Genomic DNA, 15,802 nt, shown 5'->3' with positions numbered 1-15,802 from the left:
CCGGGCGACGCGAATAGCGGTGGATATCACGGAGAACCTGCTCAGGGAGAGGGGCCGGTCTGAGGGGGGAAGGACTCAGGCCCCTGTGAATTCTTCGTGAACGAAGAATCGCAGAGGCCTGAATTCCATAAGGCTATTAACTGATGATTATGCCATGCCGTCCTGGCGGTCCAGAACACTGGCCAGCGCCTGCTCGAACCCGGACGCCTTGCCGGCGGCCGCTGTCGGGTCCTGCTGGCGGACGTCGATCACATGGCCGGTCAGCTCGGAGAGCAGCACGTCGAGGGACGTACGGGCGACGGCCTCGGAGGAGAGCAGGCTGCCCGAGGGCTCCTGACCGAAGGCCTTGGTGCGCATCGGGGTGGCGGTGCGCTCCGGGTTGATGCAGTTGACGCGGACGCCGTCGCCGGCCCACTCGTCGGACAGGGCCTGGGTGAGGTTCACCATGGCCGCCTTGGTCGAGGAGTACAGGCTGTACTCGGCGCGACCGCGGGTGTAGCTGCTGGAGGTGTACAGCAGCAGCTGGCCCTTGGTCTCGGCCAGGTACTTGTACGAGGACCGCGCGATCTGCACCGGGGCGAGGTAGTTGACCTTCAGCGCCTCCTCGATGGTGGCGTTGTCGGTCTCGGCCAGCTTGCCGATGCGCAGCACGCCGGCGGTGTTGACGACGTAGTCGATGCGCCCGGTCTCGGCGTACGCCTTGGACAGCGCGTCGTCGACCTCCTCCGGGTTCTCCACGTGGGTGCCGGTGGTGGAGCGGCCCAGCGCGTACACCTTCGCGCCGTAGGACTCGGCGAGTTCGGCGATGTCCTTGCCGATGCCGTAGCTGCCGCCGAAGACGACGACGGTCTTGCCGGTCAGCAGCTCGCGGTAGGTCTCCTCGCTGACCTGCTCGGGCGTGGCGGTGGAGGCCAGCTGGAAGAGCTTGTCGGCGATGAAGACGTCGACGGGCTGAGTGACCTTCATGTTGTACTCGTCGCCCGCGACGACGTGGATCGGCACGTCCGGCAGGTACTTGAGCACGACGGAGCAGTCGTCCGTGGCCTGGAAGTTGGGGTCACCTGCGGCGACCTCGTAGGCCCGCTTGATCGTGGACAGCTTGAACGCCTGCGGCGTCTGGCCGCGGCGCAGCCGGGAGCGGTCCGGGATCTCGGTGATGAACTCGCCGTCATCGCCGTGGGTGCGGGTCACGATGATGGTGTCCGCGGACGGGATGGCGACGTCGACGGCCTGGAAGCGCTCCAGCGCCACGACACAGTCGTCGATGACACGCTGGGACAGCAGGGGGCGCACGGCGTCGTGGAAGAGGACGTTCAGGTCCTCGCCCTCGGCCAGGCCCTCGCCGAGGGCGTCGATGGCGCGCTCGGTCGTCTCGTTCCGGGTCGAGCCGCCCTCGATGATCTTCTTGACCTTCTTGAACCCGGCCTTGGCTACGATCTTCTCGATGTCCGGCACGTAACCGGGCGCCATCAACACGATGATGTCGTCGATCGAGTCGGCCTTCTCGAAGGTGGTCAACGTGTGCTCGATGACTGCCTTGCCGGCGATCTTCAGCAGCTGCTTGGGGATCGACAGACCCACGCGCTGGCCGGTACCACCCGCAAGGATCACTGCGGTGGTACGGGGCTTGGCTATGTGCTGGGACACAGGTGACCTACCTTGTGGCGACTGGGAACTTGGAAATGGTCCCACTTGGGGTTACCGCAGTGCAAGGTGAGCGTCCCCGGCTGCATATGTGCGCGCAACCTGTCATTCACCTTGTACGCATGGTCATTGCGCTGAAGCCCGCCGGAAGTTCCCGGCAGTTGCCGTGAGTAACGACACAGGCTCACCGAAGCCGCAGCCGCTTGAGGCAACGGTGACCGAGTACCCGCGCCAGTTCCTTCGACGACGTCTGGTGAACGGTGCGCGATTTGGCCGGCGCGGCGTGCCGTACGGGAGCGCCCGCCGCCGCGGCAAGGGCCCCGTACAGCGCATGCGCCGCAGCCTCGGGGGCGATGCGCGGCACGGCACCTGTCCCGGCCCCCGGCTTCTGTACGGCGGACAGCTGCACGGCGGACAAAAGGTTCATGTCGCCGACAATCCGTACCCCCGTCGACTCGATCCGCTCCGACATTTCGGCACCGATCCCGGCGGCGACTTCGACGGCCCACTGCGGGGTGCAGATCTTCACGTCTCCGGGACCGGGAGCGCACGTGTTCTTCATATGCATCACGGCGCCGTTCCGGACGAGCTGTGAATAGAGCTCCTCGGGCAGTTCATTGGCGCGGAATTCCTTATTAAGATTCCGCAGCATTTCGGTCTCGGCGAGGGTGAGGGAGCGATTCGCCGCGTCCGGAATCGGCCGCAGTAGCTGCGCGGGCAGTCCGAGCAGCGCCTCGAAGGTGCGCAGCAGGCTCTCCCGGTCCCGGTCGTCGACCACGACGACGGTGACCCGCTCGGCGCCGACCACCCGCGCCCAGCGCTCCACGAGCCGGTCATGCCGGTGCCGGCGCCAGAAACTGGGGGTGGGCCTGTCGTACGGCGGCTTCCTGAGCAGGTGCTCCAGCCAGTCCTCGTAGCCCATGCGCAGGCCGTTCTGCACGTACTGCTGCCACTGCGAGGGTATGATCCGCGCGAGCGGGCGCAGGGTGACCAGGACGTGCACGCGCTCGCCGCCGAGCTGCTCGACGATCCGCTCGACGGTGTCGTCGTCGGGGGCGTCGGCGAAGAACTCGCTGCTGATCACGGACGTCCGCCGTCCCGTGCCGCGCACCTGCTCCAGCAGCCGCTCCCAGTGCCGCTCGGTGGGCGCGGGGTCGCCCATCATGCCGGCGCGGGCGCAGGCGGCCAGGACCGCCTCCATGGGGTGCCGGGTGGCGGCGGGCCACTCGACGCCGTGCCGGGCCATCTCGGCCCGCGCCTCGAACAGGGCGCCCTGGATCGACGTGGTGCCCGTCTTGTGCGGGCCGATGTGCAGCAGGCGGGTCCCGGTGGCGAGCGGGGTGATCACGTCGCCGTTGGCCGGAAGTTCAGCTCTCGTACAGTCCGTCTCCATGGTCAGAGGACGGTAAGAGAGCTTGCTGAGAGAGCGCTGAGAGTGACCTGGGACACGGATGAGTCCCAGGCCCTCCAGCAGGTGTTACGGAAGTGACCGAGGTTGCGGGAGTTACACGACCTCGACGCCCGGCTCGCCCGACTCGACCCGCAGCCGGGCCAGCGTGCTCGGCGTGGCCGTCGGTGTGCGCACCGTGTCCACGATCCGCACCTGCGCGTCGATGCCGTCGCGGCGGATGTCGAAGAGGTGGTAGCCGCGGTGGGCATCGAGGAGCTTCCAGTGCGGGTTGTCCGGCAGGCGCGGGTCCCACTCCCTGTGGAAGGCGTCCTGGTCCTGGTCGCCGTTGCTGGAGATGGACGTACCGACGAACTCGGCGCCCACCACGTCCGAGCCCGGGTCGGCGTAGTCCTCCTTGAGGTCGCTGATCATCGTCAGATGGCGGTCGCCGGTGAACACGACCGGGTTGCGGACCTGCTTCATCTCCTGCATCAGGGCGTTGCGTTCGACCTGGTAGCCGTCCCAGGCGTCGTAGTACCAGAGCTTGCCCTCGCCGACCTTGAGGTCGGTCTCGGCCATCATGATCTGCGAGCCGATCATGTTCCAGCGGGCCGGCGAGTGACGCAGCCCGTCGATCAGCCAGCTCTTCTGCTCGGCCCCCAGCATGGTGAGCGACGGGTCCTGGGCCGCCTCCTGGCTCTTGACCTGGTCGCTGCGGTACTGCCGGGTGTCCAGCACGCTGAGCCGGGCCAGGCGGCCGAACTCCAGACGGCGGTACATCTGGATGTGCGGGCCGTTCGGGATGGCGCTCGCACGGACCGGCATGTGCTCGTAGAACGCCTGGTAGCCCGCGGTCAGCCGGGCCACGAACGCGTCGTGCGGCTGCTTGTCCGGGTCCTGCGGGATCTCGCCGGCGAAGTCGTTGTCGATCTCGTGGTCGTCGAAGGTGACCACCCAGGGCGCGCCCGCGTGCATCGCGGCGAGGTCCGGGTCGGTGCGGTACTGGGCGTACCGGTTGCGGTACTGGGCCAGGCTGTACGGCTCACCCGTGCCCTCGTGCCGACGCACACCCGTCGCCGACGGCGTGGACTCGTAGATGTAGTCGCCGACGAACAGGACGAAGTCGGGGTCCTGGTCGAGCATGTCGGCGTACGGCGTGAAGTAGCCGTGCTGCCAGTTCTGGCAGGAGGCCAGCGCCATGCGCAGCCGGCCGCCGGAGCTCGTCGGGTGGGGCGCGGTGCGGGTACGGCCGGTGGGTGAGAGCTGGCCGCCGGTGCGGAAGCGGTACCAGTACGTACGGCCCGGGCGCAGCCGTCGTACGTCGACGTGGACGCTGTGCCCCAGCTCGGGCCGGGCCTGGGCGACCCCGCGGCGCACCGGTTTGCGGAACCGCTCGTCCTCGGCGATCTCCCACTCGACGGAGACCACGCGGTCGGGCATGCCGCCGCCGTGCAGCGGGTCCGGGGCGAGGCGCGTCCACAGCACGATGCCGTCGGGCAGCGGGTCACCGGAGGCGACTGAGAGGCTGAACACGCCGTCGGGCAGCGGGGTTTCGGCGGCCCGGGCGGCGGACGGCAGCCACAGCTGGGCGGAGGCCGCGGCGCCGAGCACCGCGGCACCCGCGGTCAGAAAGCGGCGTCGGTCGGGCGATACGGATCCGGAAACACCGGTCATCGGCGAACTCCCCTGCCTCGCTGGCCTCTTGGACACTTCGGATGCTCACGCCCGAGGGCGGCCTGGCTGCTGAACTGTGAGCTTCGCGTGCATGACAACTAGGGAGACAACGGAAGACCCGCTGCGGCACGGCAAGGAGCCCTTGCCGCAACGGGTCTGCCGGTCGATCAGTGAATGAACCCGGCTGGATCAGTAGTTGAACCCGGAGCCCAGCTTCGCGTTCGCGGCGACCGTGCCGAGGGTCCCGGCGCCGAAGGTGAGCGAGCCCGTCGGGGTGATGCCGGCCGAGGTGGACTTGAACACCCACACCGACCCGGCGTTCGCGTTCTCCCCCGGTGCGCCCACGACGAGTTCCGCGCGGCCGTCGTGGTTGGCGTCCACGAGGTGGGTCGCGCCGCCGAAGGCGTCCTTGGCCTCCGCCGCGCCCGGCACACCCTCGGTGGCCTGGTTGACTCCGCCTGCGCCGGTGCCGGTCAACCCGTTCGCGCCGCCGCGCAGTACGACGGCACCGCCGGCGTCGCTCAGCCCGTCGAAGTCCTCACCGGGCACGCCCGTGGAGACGTCGGCGTACCCGTCGCCGTCGACGTCGGCGACCGAGACGTCGGAGCCGAAGCCGTCGCCGCGCTCGGCGGCGCCGGGGACTCCGGCGCTGTCCTGGTTGACGTACATCGCCTTCGTACCGACGGGCCCGTTCGCGGAGCCCGGTATGAAGGCGACCCGGCCGCCCGTGGGGATCGGGGTGTCGAGGTCGCTGTCGTAGCCGTCGACGGACCGGCCCACCACGATGTCCTCGTACCCGTCCCCGTTCACGTCACCGAGGTCGAGGGACTCGCCGCCCTGCACCCGCCAGTCCCTGGCGTCACGGAGCACGATCCCCTCGGCGAGGCCGTCCGGCGCGCCCCGCCAGTACGTGATGCGGCGGGCGTCGTACTCGTCGCCGTCGTGCATGGTGCCGACGACGTCGTCGACGCCGTCACCGTTCACGTCGCCGGTGGCCAGGTCCAGGAAGCGGGGGTCGGAGTCGTCCAGGACGATCTGCTCCCCGCCGCTCGCGGAACCGTCGCGGCCGAAGGGGCCCTTGACGACCCGCAGCTTGACCTGGCTCTCGACGACGACCAGGTCCGGCGCCCCGTCACCGTTCACATCGCCGACGGTCAGCTGCCCCTTGGCGCTGAGCCGGTCATAGGTCTCGCGCCCGTACGCCAGCGCCGTCCCGCCGGACAGCCCGCTCGCCCCGCCCCAGACGACCTGCACGATCCCGGTCTCGGCACCGCCCTCGACGGAGTCCTCACCGGTGGCGCCGACGATCAGGTCCGCGTAGCCGTCCCGGTCGAGGTCGGCGCTGCTCACCGCGCTGCCGAACAGGTCTTCCGTCTCGGCGGAGTCGGTGACGCCGGCCGTGTTCTGGCTGATGACCTGCTTGGAGGCGGTCTTCAGCCCACTGGCCGACCCGTACACCACGGCGACGTAACCGGCCTTCGACTTCCCGTCGACGGTCGCCTCGGGCGCCGCGACCGCGAGGTCGGAGTAGCCGTCGCCGTTGAAGTCGTCCCGGAGTTCGACTGCGGGCGGAGTGTCCCCGGCCGCGTGGGCGACGGGCACAGCGGCCGCTCCCGTCACCGCCATGACGACGGCGAGTCCTGTGCGCCAGGTTCCTCTGCGCCTGTTCATGGTGCTTTCTCCTGTCGTTTTCGTGGGGGGATTTCGGTACGGGGCTGTGGCCGCTCTCAGTCGGCCAGCCACGATCCGAACTGCGCCGCGGTCACGGTCAGGCCCATGGTGGCCGGACCGAACGAGAAGGAATTGGCGGCGGTGACGCCGCTGGAGGTGGCGGAGAAGACCCACGCGGACCCCATGTTGTAGTTCTCGGCCGGGTCCCCGACGACCAGGCCGTGCCTCCTGTCACCGTTGCCGTCGACGAGAGCGGTCTTCTGACCGAAACGGTCCTGCCCCTCGGCGGTACCGGGCACCTTGCCGGTGTTCTGGCTGAACGACTTGTAGCCGGTGGCGGTCAGCCCGCTCGCGCTGCCACGCAGCACGAGCACGGTGCCCGCGTCGGTGAGGCCGTCGAAGTCCTCGCCGGGCAGCCCGGTCGCGACGTCGAGGTAGCCGTCGCCGTCGGTGTCGCCGATGGACAGCCCCGAGCCCATGCCGTCGCCGTGCTCGCCGGCGCCGGGCACACCGGCGGTGTCCTGGTTGATCCACACCGGCTTGCGGGTGCTGGAGACGCCGCCGGGACCGCCGTAGACGACGGCCAACGCACCACCCTTCGTGGGCAGTTCGACGTCGCTGTCAAGGCTGTCGTTGGAGTGACCGACGACGACGTCGCCGTACCCGTCCTTGTTCAGGTCGCCGATCCTCGCGTCCTCGCCGCCGACGATCCTGCCCTGGGCGTCCTTGAGATTGCCCCGGTAGGTGAGGCCGTCGGGGCCGCCCGTGAGCAGGGACACCGCGCGCGAGTCCGGCTCGTCCTGAGAGGAGGTGCGCACGGCGAGGTCCGCAATGCCGTCTCCGTTCACATCACCGGCCGTCACGGAGTGGTAGGACGAGTGCCCGTCGGGGTCGATGTCGAAGGAGCCAGTCTTCGCGGGCTTGCCGGTGCGGGTGAACGGGCCGTGCCACACCGTGCCGGGTGCCTCGGCGTCCGGCCTGTCGTCGCTGACCATGACCACGTCCGGTCGCTTGTCGCCGTCCACGTCCGCGACGGTGAACCGGCCGCCCCACTCATAGCCGGTCCTCCAGGTCAGTCTCGTCGGTGTGGCCGACAGCCCCTTCGGGCCGCCCCAGTTGACGACGAGGGCGAACCCGGAGTCGACGTACGGCGTCTCCGACTCGGCGGTCGACAACAGGTCCGCGTATCCGTCCCCGTCCAGGTCCGCGCTCGTCAACTGGGCCCCGTAATACCCCTCGTTCGTACGGTTGGGCCACGTCAGCACCTGCTTGCGCGAGGTCGACAACCCGCTGGAAGAGCCGTACAGCACACTGATCGCGCCGCGCAGCGGTGCCCCTCCCACCGCTGCGAACGGGGAACCGATCGCCGCATCGGGATACCCGTCGCCATTGAAGTCGTCGTGCAGCCGCTTGCTGCTCGGCGTGGCGGCCTTGGCCTCGGTGGCGGCGTTGACGGCGGGCACCACCAGTGCCCCGGCGACGAGCGCGACGCCGGTGGCGAGGACGATCCGTCTGCGGCGGAAACGCGGAGTACGGCGGTGGGAACGCGAAGCCATGTGATTCCTGACGTGAGAAAGATGTGGGTGATGGCGTGTTGGGGGGCGGCTGATCAGCGCGGGAACCGGTCACCGAGCCGGGCGCCGCTCGCGACCGTGCCGAGGGTGCCGGCGCCGAAGACGCCGGCCTGCTGCACCGTGCCCAGGTACTCGTACGGGTCGCCGGCCAGGACGTCGCCGTGGCCGTCGCCGTTGATGTCGCCGACCGCGAGGTCGTAGCCGAGCACGTCCCCGGCCTCGTCGGCGCCGGGCATGCCCGGCGTGTCCTGGGTGATGGTCCGGGGGGCGACGGCGTCGGCCGGGCCGCTCGCCGTGCCGAAGAGGAAGCTGAGCCGTCCCTGGCCCACGACGATGTCGTCGCGGTGGTCGCCGTTGACGTCGCCGAGGGCCGGCGTGTGGCCGGGTCTGATCCTCTCGCCCTGGGCGTCCCTGAGGACGACGAGGGGACGCAGGCCGTGGCGGCCGCCGCGCAGGAAGTTCAGGTGCTCGCCCCGGTTGCCCTCGTCGTCCGCGTCGAACGAGCGGGCCAGGGTGACGAGGTCGGTGATGCCGTCGCCGTCCACATCGCCGGCCACCACCCTGACCAGGTCGAGGCCGCCGTCGACGAGCTGCGCCCCGGTCGTGCCGGCGGGCTGACCGCCGCGCCCGAACGGCCCGTACTCCACACGGCCGTCGTCGAGCAGGTCCTGATGCCCGTCGCCGTTGAAGTCACCGGTGACGGTCCCGTCGCCGCTCGGGTAGGGGCTGTCTCCGACAGTGGGCCGCACCTTCCCCGAGGTGAAGCCGTCGGGGCCGCCCCACAGCACGGTGCGGCTGCCCTCCCGTGCGTTGCCGCCCTGCTCCCACCGCTCGTCATCGGCGGCCACCTGCAGGTCGCTGTATCCGTCGCCGTCCAGGTCGGCCGTGACGAGGTCCGAGCCGAAGCGGTCACCGGCCTCGACGGGGGTCGCCGCGTGGGCGGACCTCGCCAGCAGTACACGGACACTCGCGGCCACCAGGGCGGCAGCCATGGCGGCGCTATGCCGCGTTCTGCGCGAAACAGCCTCGACCACGTCGACTCCGGGAATCCGATGGGCAGTTGACGGTGGTGAGGCCTCGAAAGTTCAAGATCCTCATCCCACGCCGCCCAGTACGACTCACCGGGGATCGAAGGGGTTGCCCTGGGATACGCCGCGAATTTTCCTGGAGTTAACCAATCCGGCCAGCGGCACACGCTGGCGCCGGGGCACCGGCCCAGGCATCCCAGCTCGTCCGCGGTGCACTGTGAACGCCAGCCCGGGCAAAGTCAGCCTGTCCGGCGCTTGAGGACGAGGCCGTTCAGGCCGAAGCGGGGGCATGGGGGCGGCAGCCCCCAGTCCACGGCACCGACAACGCCGCACGCCCCCCAGGCCTCAGAACGGCTCGAAGTCGTCGAACTCCCGGAGGGCCTCGTCCCGTTCGGCCTCCTTGTCACGCCGCCGCTGCGCAGCGGGCCGCGGCGCCTCGAAGCGGTGGTCCTCGCCACGCCGGCCGAGCATCTCAGCCCCGGACATCAGCGTCGGCTCCCAGTCGAAGACGACGGCGTTGTCCTCGGGCCCGATGGCCACGCCGTCGCCGGACCGGGCGCCCGCCTTCATCAACTGGTCCTCGACACCGAGCCGGTTGAGCCGGTCGGCGAGGTAACCCACGGCCTCGTCGTTGTTGAAGTCGGTCTGCCGCACCCAGCGCTCGGGCTTCTCACCACGCACCCGGAACAGCGGCTCGCCGCCGAGGTCCTCGCGCGTCACGGTGAAGCCGGCGTCGTCGACGGCCTTCGGCCGGATCACGATCCGCGTCGCCTCTTCCGTCGGCTTCGCGGCCCGCGCCCTGCCCACCAGGTCGGCCAGCGCGAACGACAGCTCCTTGAGCCCGAGATGTGCCACGGCGGACACCTCGAAGACCCGGTAGCCACGGGCCTCCAGATCCGGTCGCACCATCTCGGCGAGGTCCTTGCCGTCCGGTACGTCGATCTTGTTCAGGACGACGATCCGCGGCCGGTTGTCGAGCCCGCCGTACTCCTGCAGTTCCGCCTCGATGATGTCGAGGTCGGAGACGGGGTCACGGTCGGACTCCAGCGTCGCGGTGTCCAGGACGTGCACGAGCACACTGCACCGCTCGACGTGGCGCAGGAACTCCAGGCCCAGGCCCTTGCCCTGGCTGGCGCCCGGGATGAGCCCCGGGACGTCGGCGATGGTGTAGACGGTCGAGCCCGCCGTCACGACACCCAGGTTGGGCACCAGCGTCGTGAACGGGTAGTCCGCGATCTTCGGCTTCGCGGCGCTCAGCACCGAGATCAGCGAGGACTTGCCGGCGCTCGGGTACCCGACCAGCGCCACGTCGGCGACGGTCTTCAGCTCCAGGACGATGTCCTGGAGGTCCCCCGGCTCACCGAGCAGCGCGAACCCGGGCGCCTTGCGCCGCGCCGACGCCAGCGCGGCATTGCCGAGCCCGCCCCGGCCGCCCTGCGCGGAGACGTACGACGTGCCGTGCCCGACCAGGTCGGCGAGCACATTGCCCGCCTTGTCGAGAACGACGGTGCCGTCCGGCACGGGAAGGACCAGGTCCTGCCCGTCCTTGCCGGAGCGGTTGCCGCCCTCACCGGGCTTGCCGCTGGTGGCCTTGCGGTGCGGGGAGTGGTGGTAGTCGAGCAGCGTGGTGACCGACTGGTCGACGGTGAGGATCACGTCCCCGCCGCGCCCGCCGTTGCCGCCGTCGGGCCCGCCGAGCGGCTTGAACTTCTCACGGTGGACGGAGGCACAGCCGTGGCCTCCGCTACCCGCGGCGACATGCAGCTCGACGCGGTCCACGAAGGTGGTCATGGGATGTGCCTCCAGTTACGTACGGGGTGTTCTTTGAGAACTAACACGCGAAAGGCGGACCCGCTTCCCGTGAGGGAAGTGAGGTCCGCCTCGCGAAAGTTTCCGATCAGGCGACCGGAACGATGTTCACGACCTTGCGGCCACGGTGGGTGCCGAACTGCACCGAACCGGCCTGCAGGGCGAACAGCGTGTCGTCGCCGCCACGGCCGACGCCCGCGCCCGGGTGGAAGTGGGTGCCGCGCTGACGGACCAGGATCTCGCCCGCGTTGACGACCTGACCGCCGAAGCGCTTCACGCCGAGGCGCTGAGCGTTGGAGTCACGACCGTTACGGGTGGACGATGCGCCCTTCTTGTGTGCCATCTCTCCTCAGTCCCTTACTTCGCAGCCGCGGGGATCTCAGTGACCTTGATCGCCGTGTACTGCTGGCGGTGGCCCTGACGACGGCGGTAGCCGGTCTTGTTCTTGTAGCGAAGGATGTCGATCTTGACGCCCTTGTGGTGGTCCACGACCTCGGCCTGAACCTTGATGCCGGCCAGCACCCACGGGTCACTGGTCACAGCGTCGCCGTCGACAACGAGCAGGGTCGAGAGCTCGACCGTGTCGCCAACCTTGGCAGTGGAAATCTTGTCAACCTCAACGATGTCGCCGACAGCAACCTTGTGCTGGCGACCACCGCTGCGCACGATGGCGTACACGCGGATCTCACTCTCTCGCTCGGGAACGGCACCCCCGCAGTCCAGCCGCCCGGCACGCGAGCGGCCTCTCCAGAACACCCAGTGCTCCGGAGGGATGAGGTTTACGGGGATGTGGCGTGCCTATATCTACGGACACGCCGACGGTCAAGGTTACGGGGCCGCGGGCAAGGGGGTCAAACCGGGCCGGGCTTCAACGCAGTGCGGCCGGTCACATGGACCGGCCGCACCACGTATCAGGCGTCGCGCGTCACTCGTCGGTGGCGGCCGAGACCGTGGTCTTCTTCGCCGTCGACTTGGCAGCGGCCGTCTTGGTGGTCTTCGCCGCCTTCTTGGCCGTCACCTTCTTCGCGGCCGTCTTCTTGGCCGCGGTCTTCTTGGTGGTGGCCTTCTTCGCCGTGGCCTTCTTGGCCGCCTTACGGGCCGTCTTCTTGGCCGGAGCCGCCTCTTCGACGTCGTCCGCGGCGGCCGGGGCCTCCGCAGCGACGGCGGACTCCGCCTCAGCGGCCGGGACGACCACGACGGCCGTCTCCTCGGACGCGGTCGGCGCGGTGGCCTTGCGCACGGCACGGCGCCGGGTCCGGGCCGGAGCGGCGCTCTCGGCAACAGCCTCGGCCGGAGCCGGCTCGGCCTGCTCCGAGGGAGCCTCGGCCGGGGCCTGCTCGGACGCCGGGGAGGCGACCTCGCCGACCGTCACGACGGCGGCCTCGGCCCCCGCGGGCGACCCGGCGGGCGCGGACACCTTGCGGGTCGCACGACGCCGCGTACGCCCCTTGGGCGCGGCCTCCTCGGTGGCCGGGGCCTCGACGACCGCGTCCTCCACGGCCATCGGCTCGGCCTTCGCCTCGGCGGCCGACTCCGGCTGCACCGGACGCTCGACCTCCTGCTCGACGGTGACGTCCTGAGCCGTGGGAACCGCCTCGGACTTCCTCGGCGCACCCGCCGGAGCGGACGCCCGCCGACCGCCACGGCGACGCGAACGACCGCCACGCCCGGCCGCGGCCTCCGCCTCGGCGACACTGCTGTACAGCTCATCGTCGGGCGCGAAGGCAGGCTCCGGGAGTGCGGCGGGCCGGGCGGCCTCGGCAGCGACCTCGGCCTCGGACTCCGCCTCCTCCTCGGCCGTCTCGGCCGTCTCGACGGCGACGGCGGCCTCGTGCACGTGCTCCGGACCGGCACCGGCCCGCGCGCGCTTCTTGCGCTTGCCGCCGCCTCCGGCGGAGGTCGGCTGCTCCATGTGCACGATGACACCGCGGCCGTTGCAGTGGACGCAGGTCTCGGAGAAGGACTCCAGCAGGCCCTGGCCGACCCGCTTACGGGTCATCTGCACGAGCCCCAGCGAGGTCACCTCGGCGACCTGGTGCTTCGTACGGTCGCGGCCCAGGCACTCCAGCAGGCGCCGCAGCACCAGGTCCCGGTTGGACTCCAGCACCATGTCGATGAAGTCGATGACGATGATGCCGCCGAGGTCGCGCAGCCGCAGCTGGCGGACGATCTCCTCGGCCGCCTCCAGGTTGTTCCTGGTGACGGTCTCCTCGAGGTTGCCGCCCTGGCCGGTGAACTTGCCGGTGTTGACGTCGACGACGACCATCGCCTCGGTCCGGTCGATCACCAGCGAACCACCGCTCGGCAGCCAGACCTTGCGGTCCAGCGCCTTGGCGAGCTGCTCGTCGATCCGGTACGTGGCGAAGACGTCGACCTCGGACGTCCACTTCGACAGCCGCTCGGCGAGGTCCGGCGCCACGTGCGAGACATAGCCGTGAACGGTCTCCCAGGCCTCGTCACCGCTGACGACGACCTTGGAGAAGTCCTCGTTGAAGATGTCCCGGACGACCCGGACGGTCATGTCCGGCTCGCCGTACAGCAGCGTCGGCGCGTTGCCGTTCTTGGCCTTCTTCTGGATGTCCTCCCACTGCGCCTGCAGTCGCTCGACATCGCGGCGCAGCTCGTCCTCGCTCGCGCCCTCCGCGGCCGTACGGACGATGACACCCGCGTCCTCGGGGACGATCTTCTTGAGGATGGTCTTCAGCCGCGCCCGCTCGGTGTCGGGCAGCTTGCGGCTGATGCCGGTCATGGAGCCCTCGGGGACGTACACGAGGTAACGGCCCGGCAGGGAGACCTGGCTGGTCAGACGCGCGCCCTTGTGCCCGATCGGGTCCTTGGTGACCTGGACGAGCACGGACTGGCCGGACTTCAGGGCGGACTCGATGCGGCGCGGCCCGTTGGCCATGCCGAGCGCCTCGAAGTTGACCTCACCGGCGTACAGGACGGCGTTGCGTCCCTTGCCGATGTCGATGAAGGCGGCCTCCATCGACGGCAGCACGTTCTGGACCTTGCCCAGGTAGACGTTGCCGACGTACGAGGTCGACTGCTCCTTGTTGACGTAGTGCTCGACGAGCACGTTGTCCTCGAGGACGCCGATCTGCGTACGGTCGCCGTGCTGGCGGACGACCATCACGCGCTCGACGGCCTCGCGGCGGGCCAGGAACTCGGCCTCGGTGATGATCGGCACGCGGCGGCGGCCCTGCTCACGGCCTTCCCGGCGGCGCTGCTTCTTGGCCTCCAGGCGCGTGGAGCCCTTGATGGACTGCACCTCGTCGGACGGCTCGGCCTTCGGGCGGGGCTCGCGGACCTTGACGACGGTGCGCTCGGGGTCGCCCTCGCCGGGCTCGGTGTCCACGGAGGAGTCACCGGCGCGACGACGACGGCGCCGGCGACGACGGCTGGAGGCGGAACCGCCGTCCTCGCCTCGGGCGTCGTCGGCGTCCTCTTCGTCCTGCTCGGCGGTGTCCTCGGCGTCCTGTGCGGCCTGCGCCGCGGCGACCTCGTCGCCCTCGGCGTCACCGCCCTCGGACTCGGAGTCCGCGGACTCACCCCGACGACGACGCCGGCCACCACGCCGACGGCGCCGACGCGACCCGGTCTCCTCGGAGTCGTCACCGTCGGCGGCGTCCTCGGTCTCCGCGTCTTCGGCTTCCTCGGTCTCGTCCTCGGCGGCGGCCTCGACGCTCTGGGCGGCCTCGGCCTCGTCGCCGTACCCGGCGCCGCGGCGCCGGCGACGACGCTTCGACGCGGCGGGCTGCTCCTCCGCCGCGAACTCCTCGACGTCCTCGGGCTCCGCCTCGGCGGCGGCCTCGGCGGCCGCGCGCTGGGGCGTCTGGAACTGCGGCTCGGTGAACACGGGCGCCTGGAACACGGCCACGGCAGGCCGCGCGGGGCGCTGCGCCTCGCCGCCCTCGGAGGCGGCGGACTGAGCCGGCGCCGCGAAGCCGGTGGCGGCCCGCTGGACGACACGGCGACGGCGGCGGGGGGCGGCCTTCTCGTCGGCTTCGGCGGCGGGTGCCTCGGTGGGCTCGCCGAGGCCGGCGACCGCGGCGGTCACGGTGTCGATACCGGAGGTCACGGGCGTCGCCGCCGTCACCGGCGTCTCGACGGGTGCCTCGGCGGCATTGGTCTCGGGAGTCTCATCGGCACCTGCGGTCCCACGCCGCGTGGCGCGCCGACGCGTACGACGCGGGGCAGCCTCGGCGGCCTCCTCGGCGTCGGCGGATGCCTCGTCGCTCACGGGCGCCTCGGCGCTCTCGTCGGCCACCGCAGAGGCAGCGGCCTCGTCGGCGGCGGGAGCACCGGCGGGCACGGAAACCTGACGGGTCGCACGGCGACGCGTACGACGGGGCGCGGCCTCCTCGGCGTCCTCGGCCGGGGCGGCGGCTTCAACGGCGGCAGGCACTTCAGCGGCCGTACCGGACGCATCCGAGACCACGGTCTCGGCGGCCTCCGTCGGCGCGGGAGCACCGGCGGGTGCGGACGCGCGACGCACCGCGCGGCGACGCGAACGCGGCGGCGCCGTCTCCTCGGCGGCAGCGGGCGCCTGCTCGGCGACGGGTGCGGCGGCAGTCACCGGCACCACGGTCTCGGCGACCTCGGCGGCTGCCGGCGTTCCGGCCGGCGCGGAGGCGCGGCGCACCGCACGTCGACGCGTACGGCCGGCAGGGGCGGCCTCCGCCGTCCCCTCCGCCTCTTCGGCGTCCTGGGTCTCTTCGGCGTCCGCGTCCTCAGCAGTCGCCTCGGCCACGGCGGCCACGACGGCGTCGATGTGCTCCTGGGGCTTCTCGGCGTCTTCGGTCAGGGCCGCCACATCGGAGGCGTCTGCGACCGGTATGGCCGGCTCGACCACCTCTGTGGGCTGCGCCTCGGCGGCAGCCGTCGGCGGGCCCGCCGGGCGGGACGCGGCACGGCGCCGCCGGCGCGGCGGCAGGGTGTCGCTGGGAGTGTTCAGTTCGGAACCCTCGTTGGGTTCGGTCGGTTCGAGCATGCGGGCGTTTCTCCCGTCAGGC

10 protein-coding genes are annotated in these 15,802 nt (G+C 70.8%); all 10 read right to left on the bottom strand.

Annotation, left to right across the window (positions count from 1 at the left end; translation table 11 throughout):
- Positions 1–147 precede the first annotated feature (147 nt).
- Positions 148–1,647 carry a bifunctional cytidylyltransferase/SDR family oxidoreductase gene (locus tag OHT51_RS28015; protein ID WP_328881682.1) on the bottom strand — a complete coding sequence of 500 codons (1,500 nt, stop codon included), beginning with the start codon at positions 1,645–1,647 and terminating at the stop codon, positions 148–150.
- Positions 1,648–1,828: 181 nt separating this feature from the next.
- Complete coding sequence (locus OHT51_RS28010) at positions 1,829–3,037, bottom strand: hypothetical protein (RefSeq protein WP_328881681.1); 1,209 nt, start codon at positions 3,035–3,037, stop codon at positions 1,829–1,831.
- Positions 3,038–3,148: 111 nt separating this feature from the next.
- Positions 3,149–4,708 carry an alkaline phosphatase D family protein gene (locus tag OHT51_RS28005; RefSeq protein WP_328881680.1) on the bottom strand — a complete coding sequence of 520 codons (1,560 nt, stop codon included), beginning with the start codon at positions 4,706–4,708 and terminating at the stop codon, positions 3,149–3,151.
- A 189-nt stretch (positions 4,709–4,897) separates the two neighbouring features.
- The gene (locus tag OHT51_RS28000; RefSeq protein ID WP_328881679.1) at positions 4,898–6,379 is read right to left on the bottom strand and encodes a VCBS repeat-containing protein; all 1,482 of its coding nucleotides are present in this window, start codon (positions 6,377–6,379) and stop codon (positions 4,898–4,900) included.
- 56 nt (positions 6,380–6,435) lie between these two features.
- Positions 6,436–7,935 carry an FG-GAP repeat domain-containing protein gene (locus OHT51_RS27995; protein WP_328881678.1) on the bottom strand — a complete coding sequence of 500 codons (1,500 nt, stop codon included), beginning with the start codon at positions 7,933–7,935 and terminating at the stop codon, positions 6,436–6,438.
- Positions 7,936–7,988: 53 nt separating this feature from the next.
- A complete protein-coding gene (locus tag OHT51_RS27990; protein ID WP_328881677.1) occupies positions 7,989–8,945 on the bottom strand; it encodes an FG-GAP repeat domain-containing protein in 957 nt (318 codons plus the stop codon).
- A 381-nt stretch (positions 8,946–9,326) separates the two neighbouring features.
- Entirely contained in the window at positions 9,327–10,772 is a 1,446-nt protein-coding gene (obgE, locus tag OHT51_RS27985) for a GTPase ObgE (protein WP_328881676.1), read from the bottom strand.
- 106 nt (positions 10,773–10,878) lie between these two features.
- Positions 10,879–11,133: a 50S ribosomal protein L27 gene (gene rpmA, locus OHT51_RS27980; RefSeq protein WP_010041940.1), complete on the bottom strand. Its 255-nt coding sequence runs from the start codon at positions 11,131–11,133 to the stop codon at positions 10,879–10,881.
- Between the two features lie 14 nt (positions 11,134–11,147).
- The gene (gene rplU, locus OHT51_RS27975) at positions 11,148–11,468 is read right to left on the bottom strand and encodes a 50S ribosomal protein L21 (protein ID WP_007381993.1); all 321 of its coding nucleotides are present in this window, start codon (positions 11,466–11,468) and stop codon (positions 11,148–11,150) included.
- 247 nt (positions 11,469–11,715) lie between these two features.
- Positions 11,716–15,780, bottom strand: coding sequence for an Rne/Rng family ribonuclease (locus tag OHT51_RS27970; RefSeq protein WP_328881675.1), 4,065 nt, complete (start codon positions 15,778–15,780; stop codon positions 11,716–11,718).
- Positions 15,781–15,802 lie beyond the last annotated feature (22 nt).

It is taken from the genome of Streptomyces sp. NBC_00299, from assembly GCF_036173045.1.
GTDB classification, from domain to species: Bacteria; Actinomycetota; Actinomycetes; order Streptomycetales; family Streptomycetaceae; genus Streptomyces; species Streptomyces machairae.
This window is presented reverse-complemented; position numbering and strand designations above follow the sequence as displayed.

Excerpts from the sequence above, each read along its gene's own strand:
- OHT51_RS28010 (WP_328881681.1), bottom strand. The coding sequence starts at position 3,037 with ATGGAGACGGACTGTACGAGAGCTGAACTTCCGGCCAACGGCGACGTG.
- obgE (WP_328881676.1), bottom strand. The coding sequence starts at position 10,772 with ATGACCACCTTCGTGGACCGCGTCGAGCTGCATGTCGCCGCGGGTAGC.
- OHT51_RS27970 (WP_328881675.1), bottom strand. The coding sequence starts at position 15,780 with ATGCTCGAACCGACCGAACCCAACGAGGGTTCCGAACTGAACACTCCC.
- OHT51_RS28000 (WP_328881679.1), bottom strand. The coding sequence starts at position 6,379 with ATGAACAGGCGCAGAGGAACCTGGCGCACAGGACTCGCCGTCGTCATG.
- rpmA (WP_010041940.1), bottom strand. The coding sequence starts at position 11,133 with ATGGCACACAAGAAGGGCGCATCGTCCACCCGTAACGGTCGTGACTCC.
- OHT51_RS28005 (WP_328881680.1), bottom strand. The coding sequence starts at position 4,708 with ATGACCGGTGTTTCCGGATCCGTATCGCCCGACCGACGCCGCTTTCTG.
- OHT51_RS27990 (WP_328881677.1), bottom strand. The coding sequence starts at position 8,945 with ATGGCTGCCGCCCTGGTGGCCGCGAGTGTCCGTGTACTGCTGGCGAGG.
- OHT51_RS27995 (WP_328881678.1), bottom strand. The coding sequence starts at position 7,935 with ATGGCTTCGCGTTCCCACCGCCGTACTCCGCGTTTCCGCCGCAGACGG.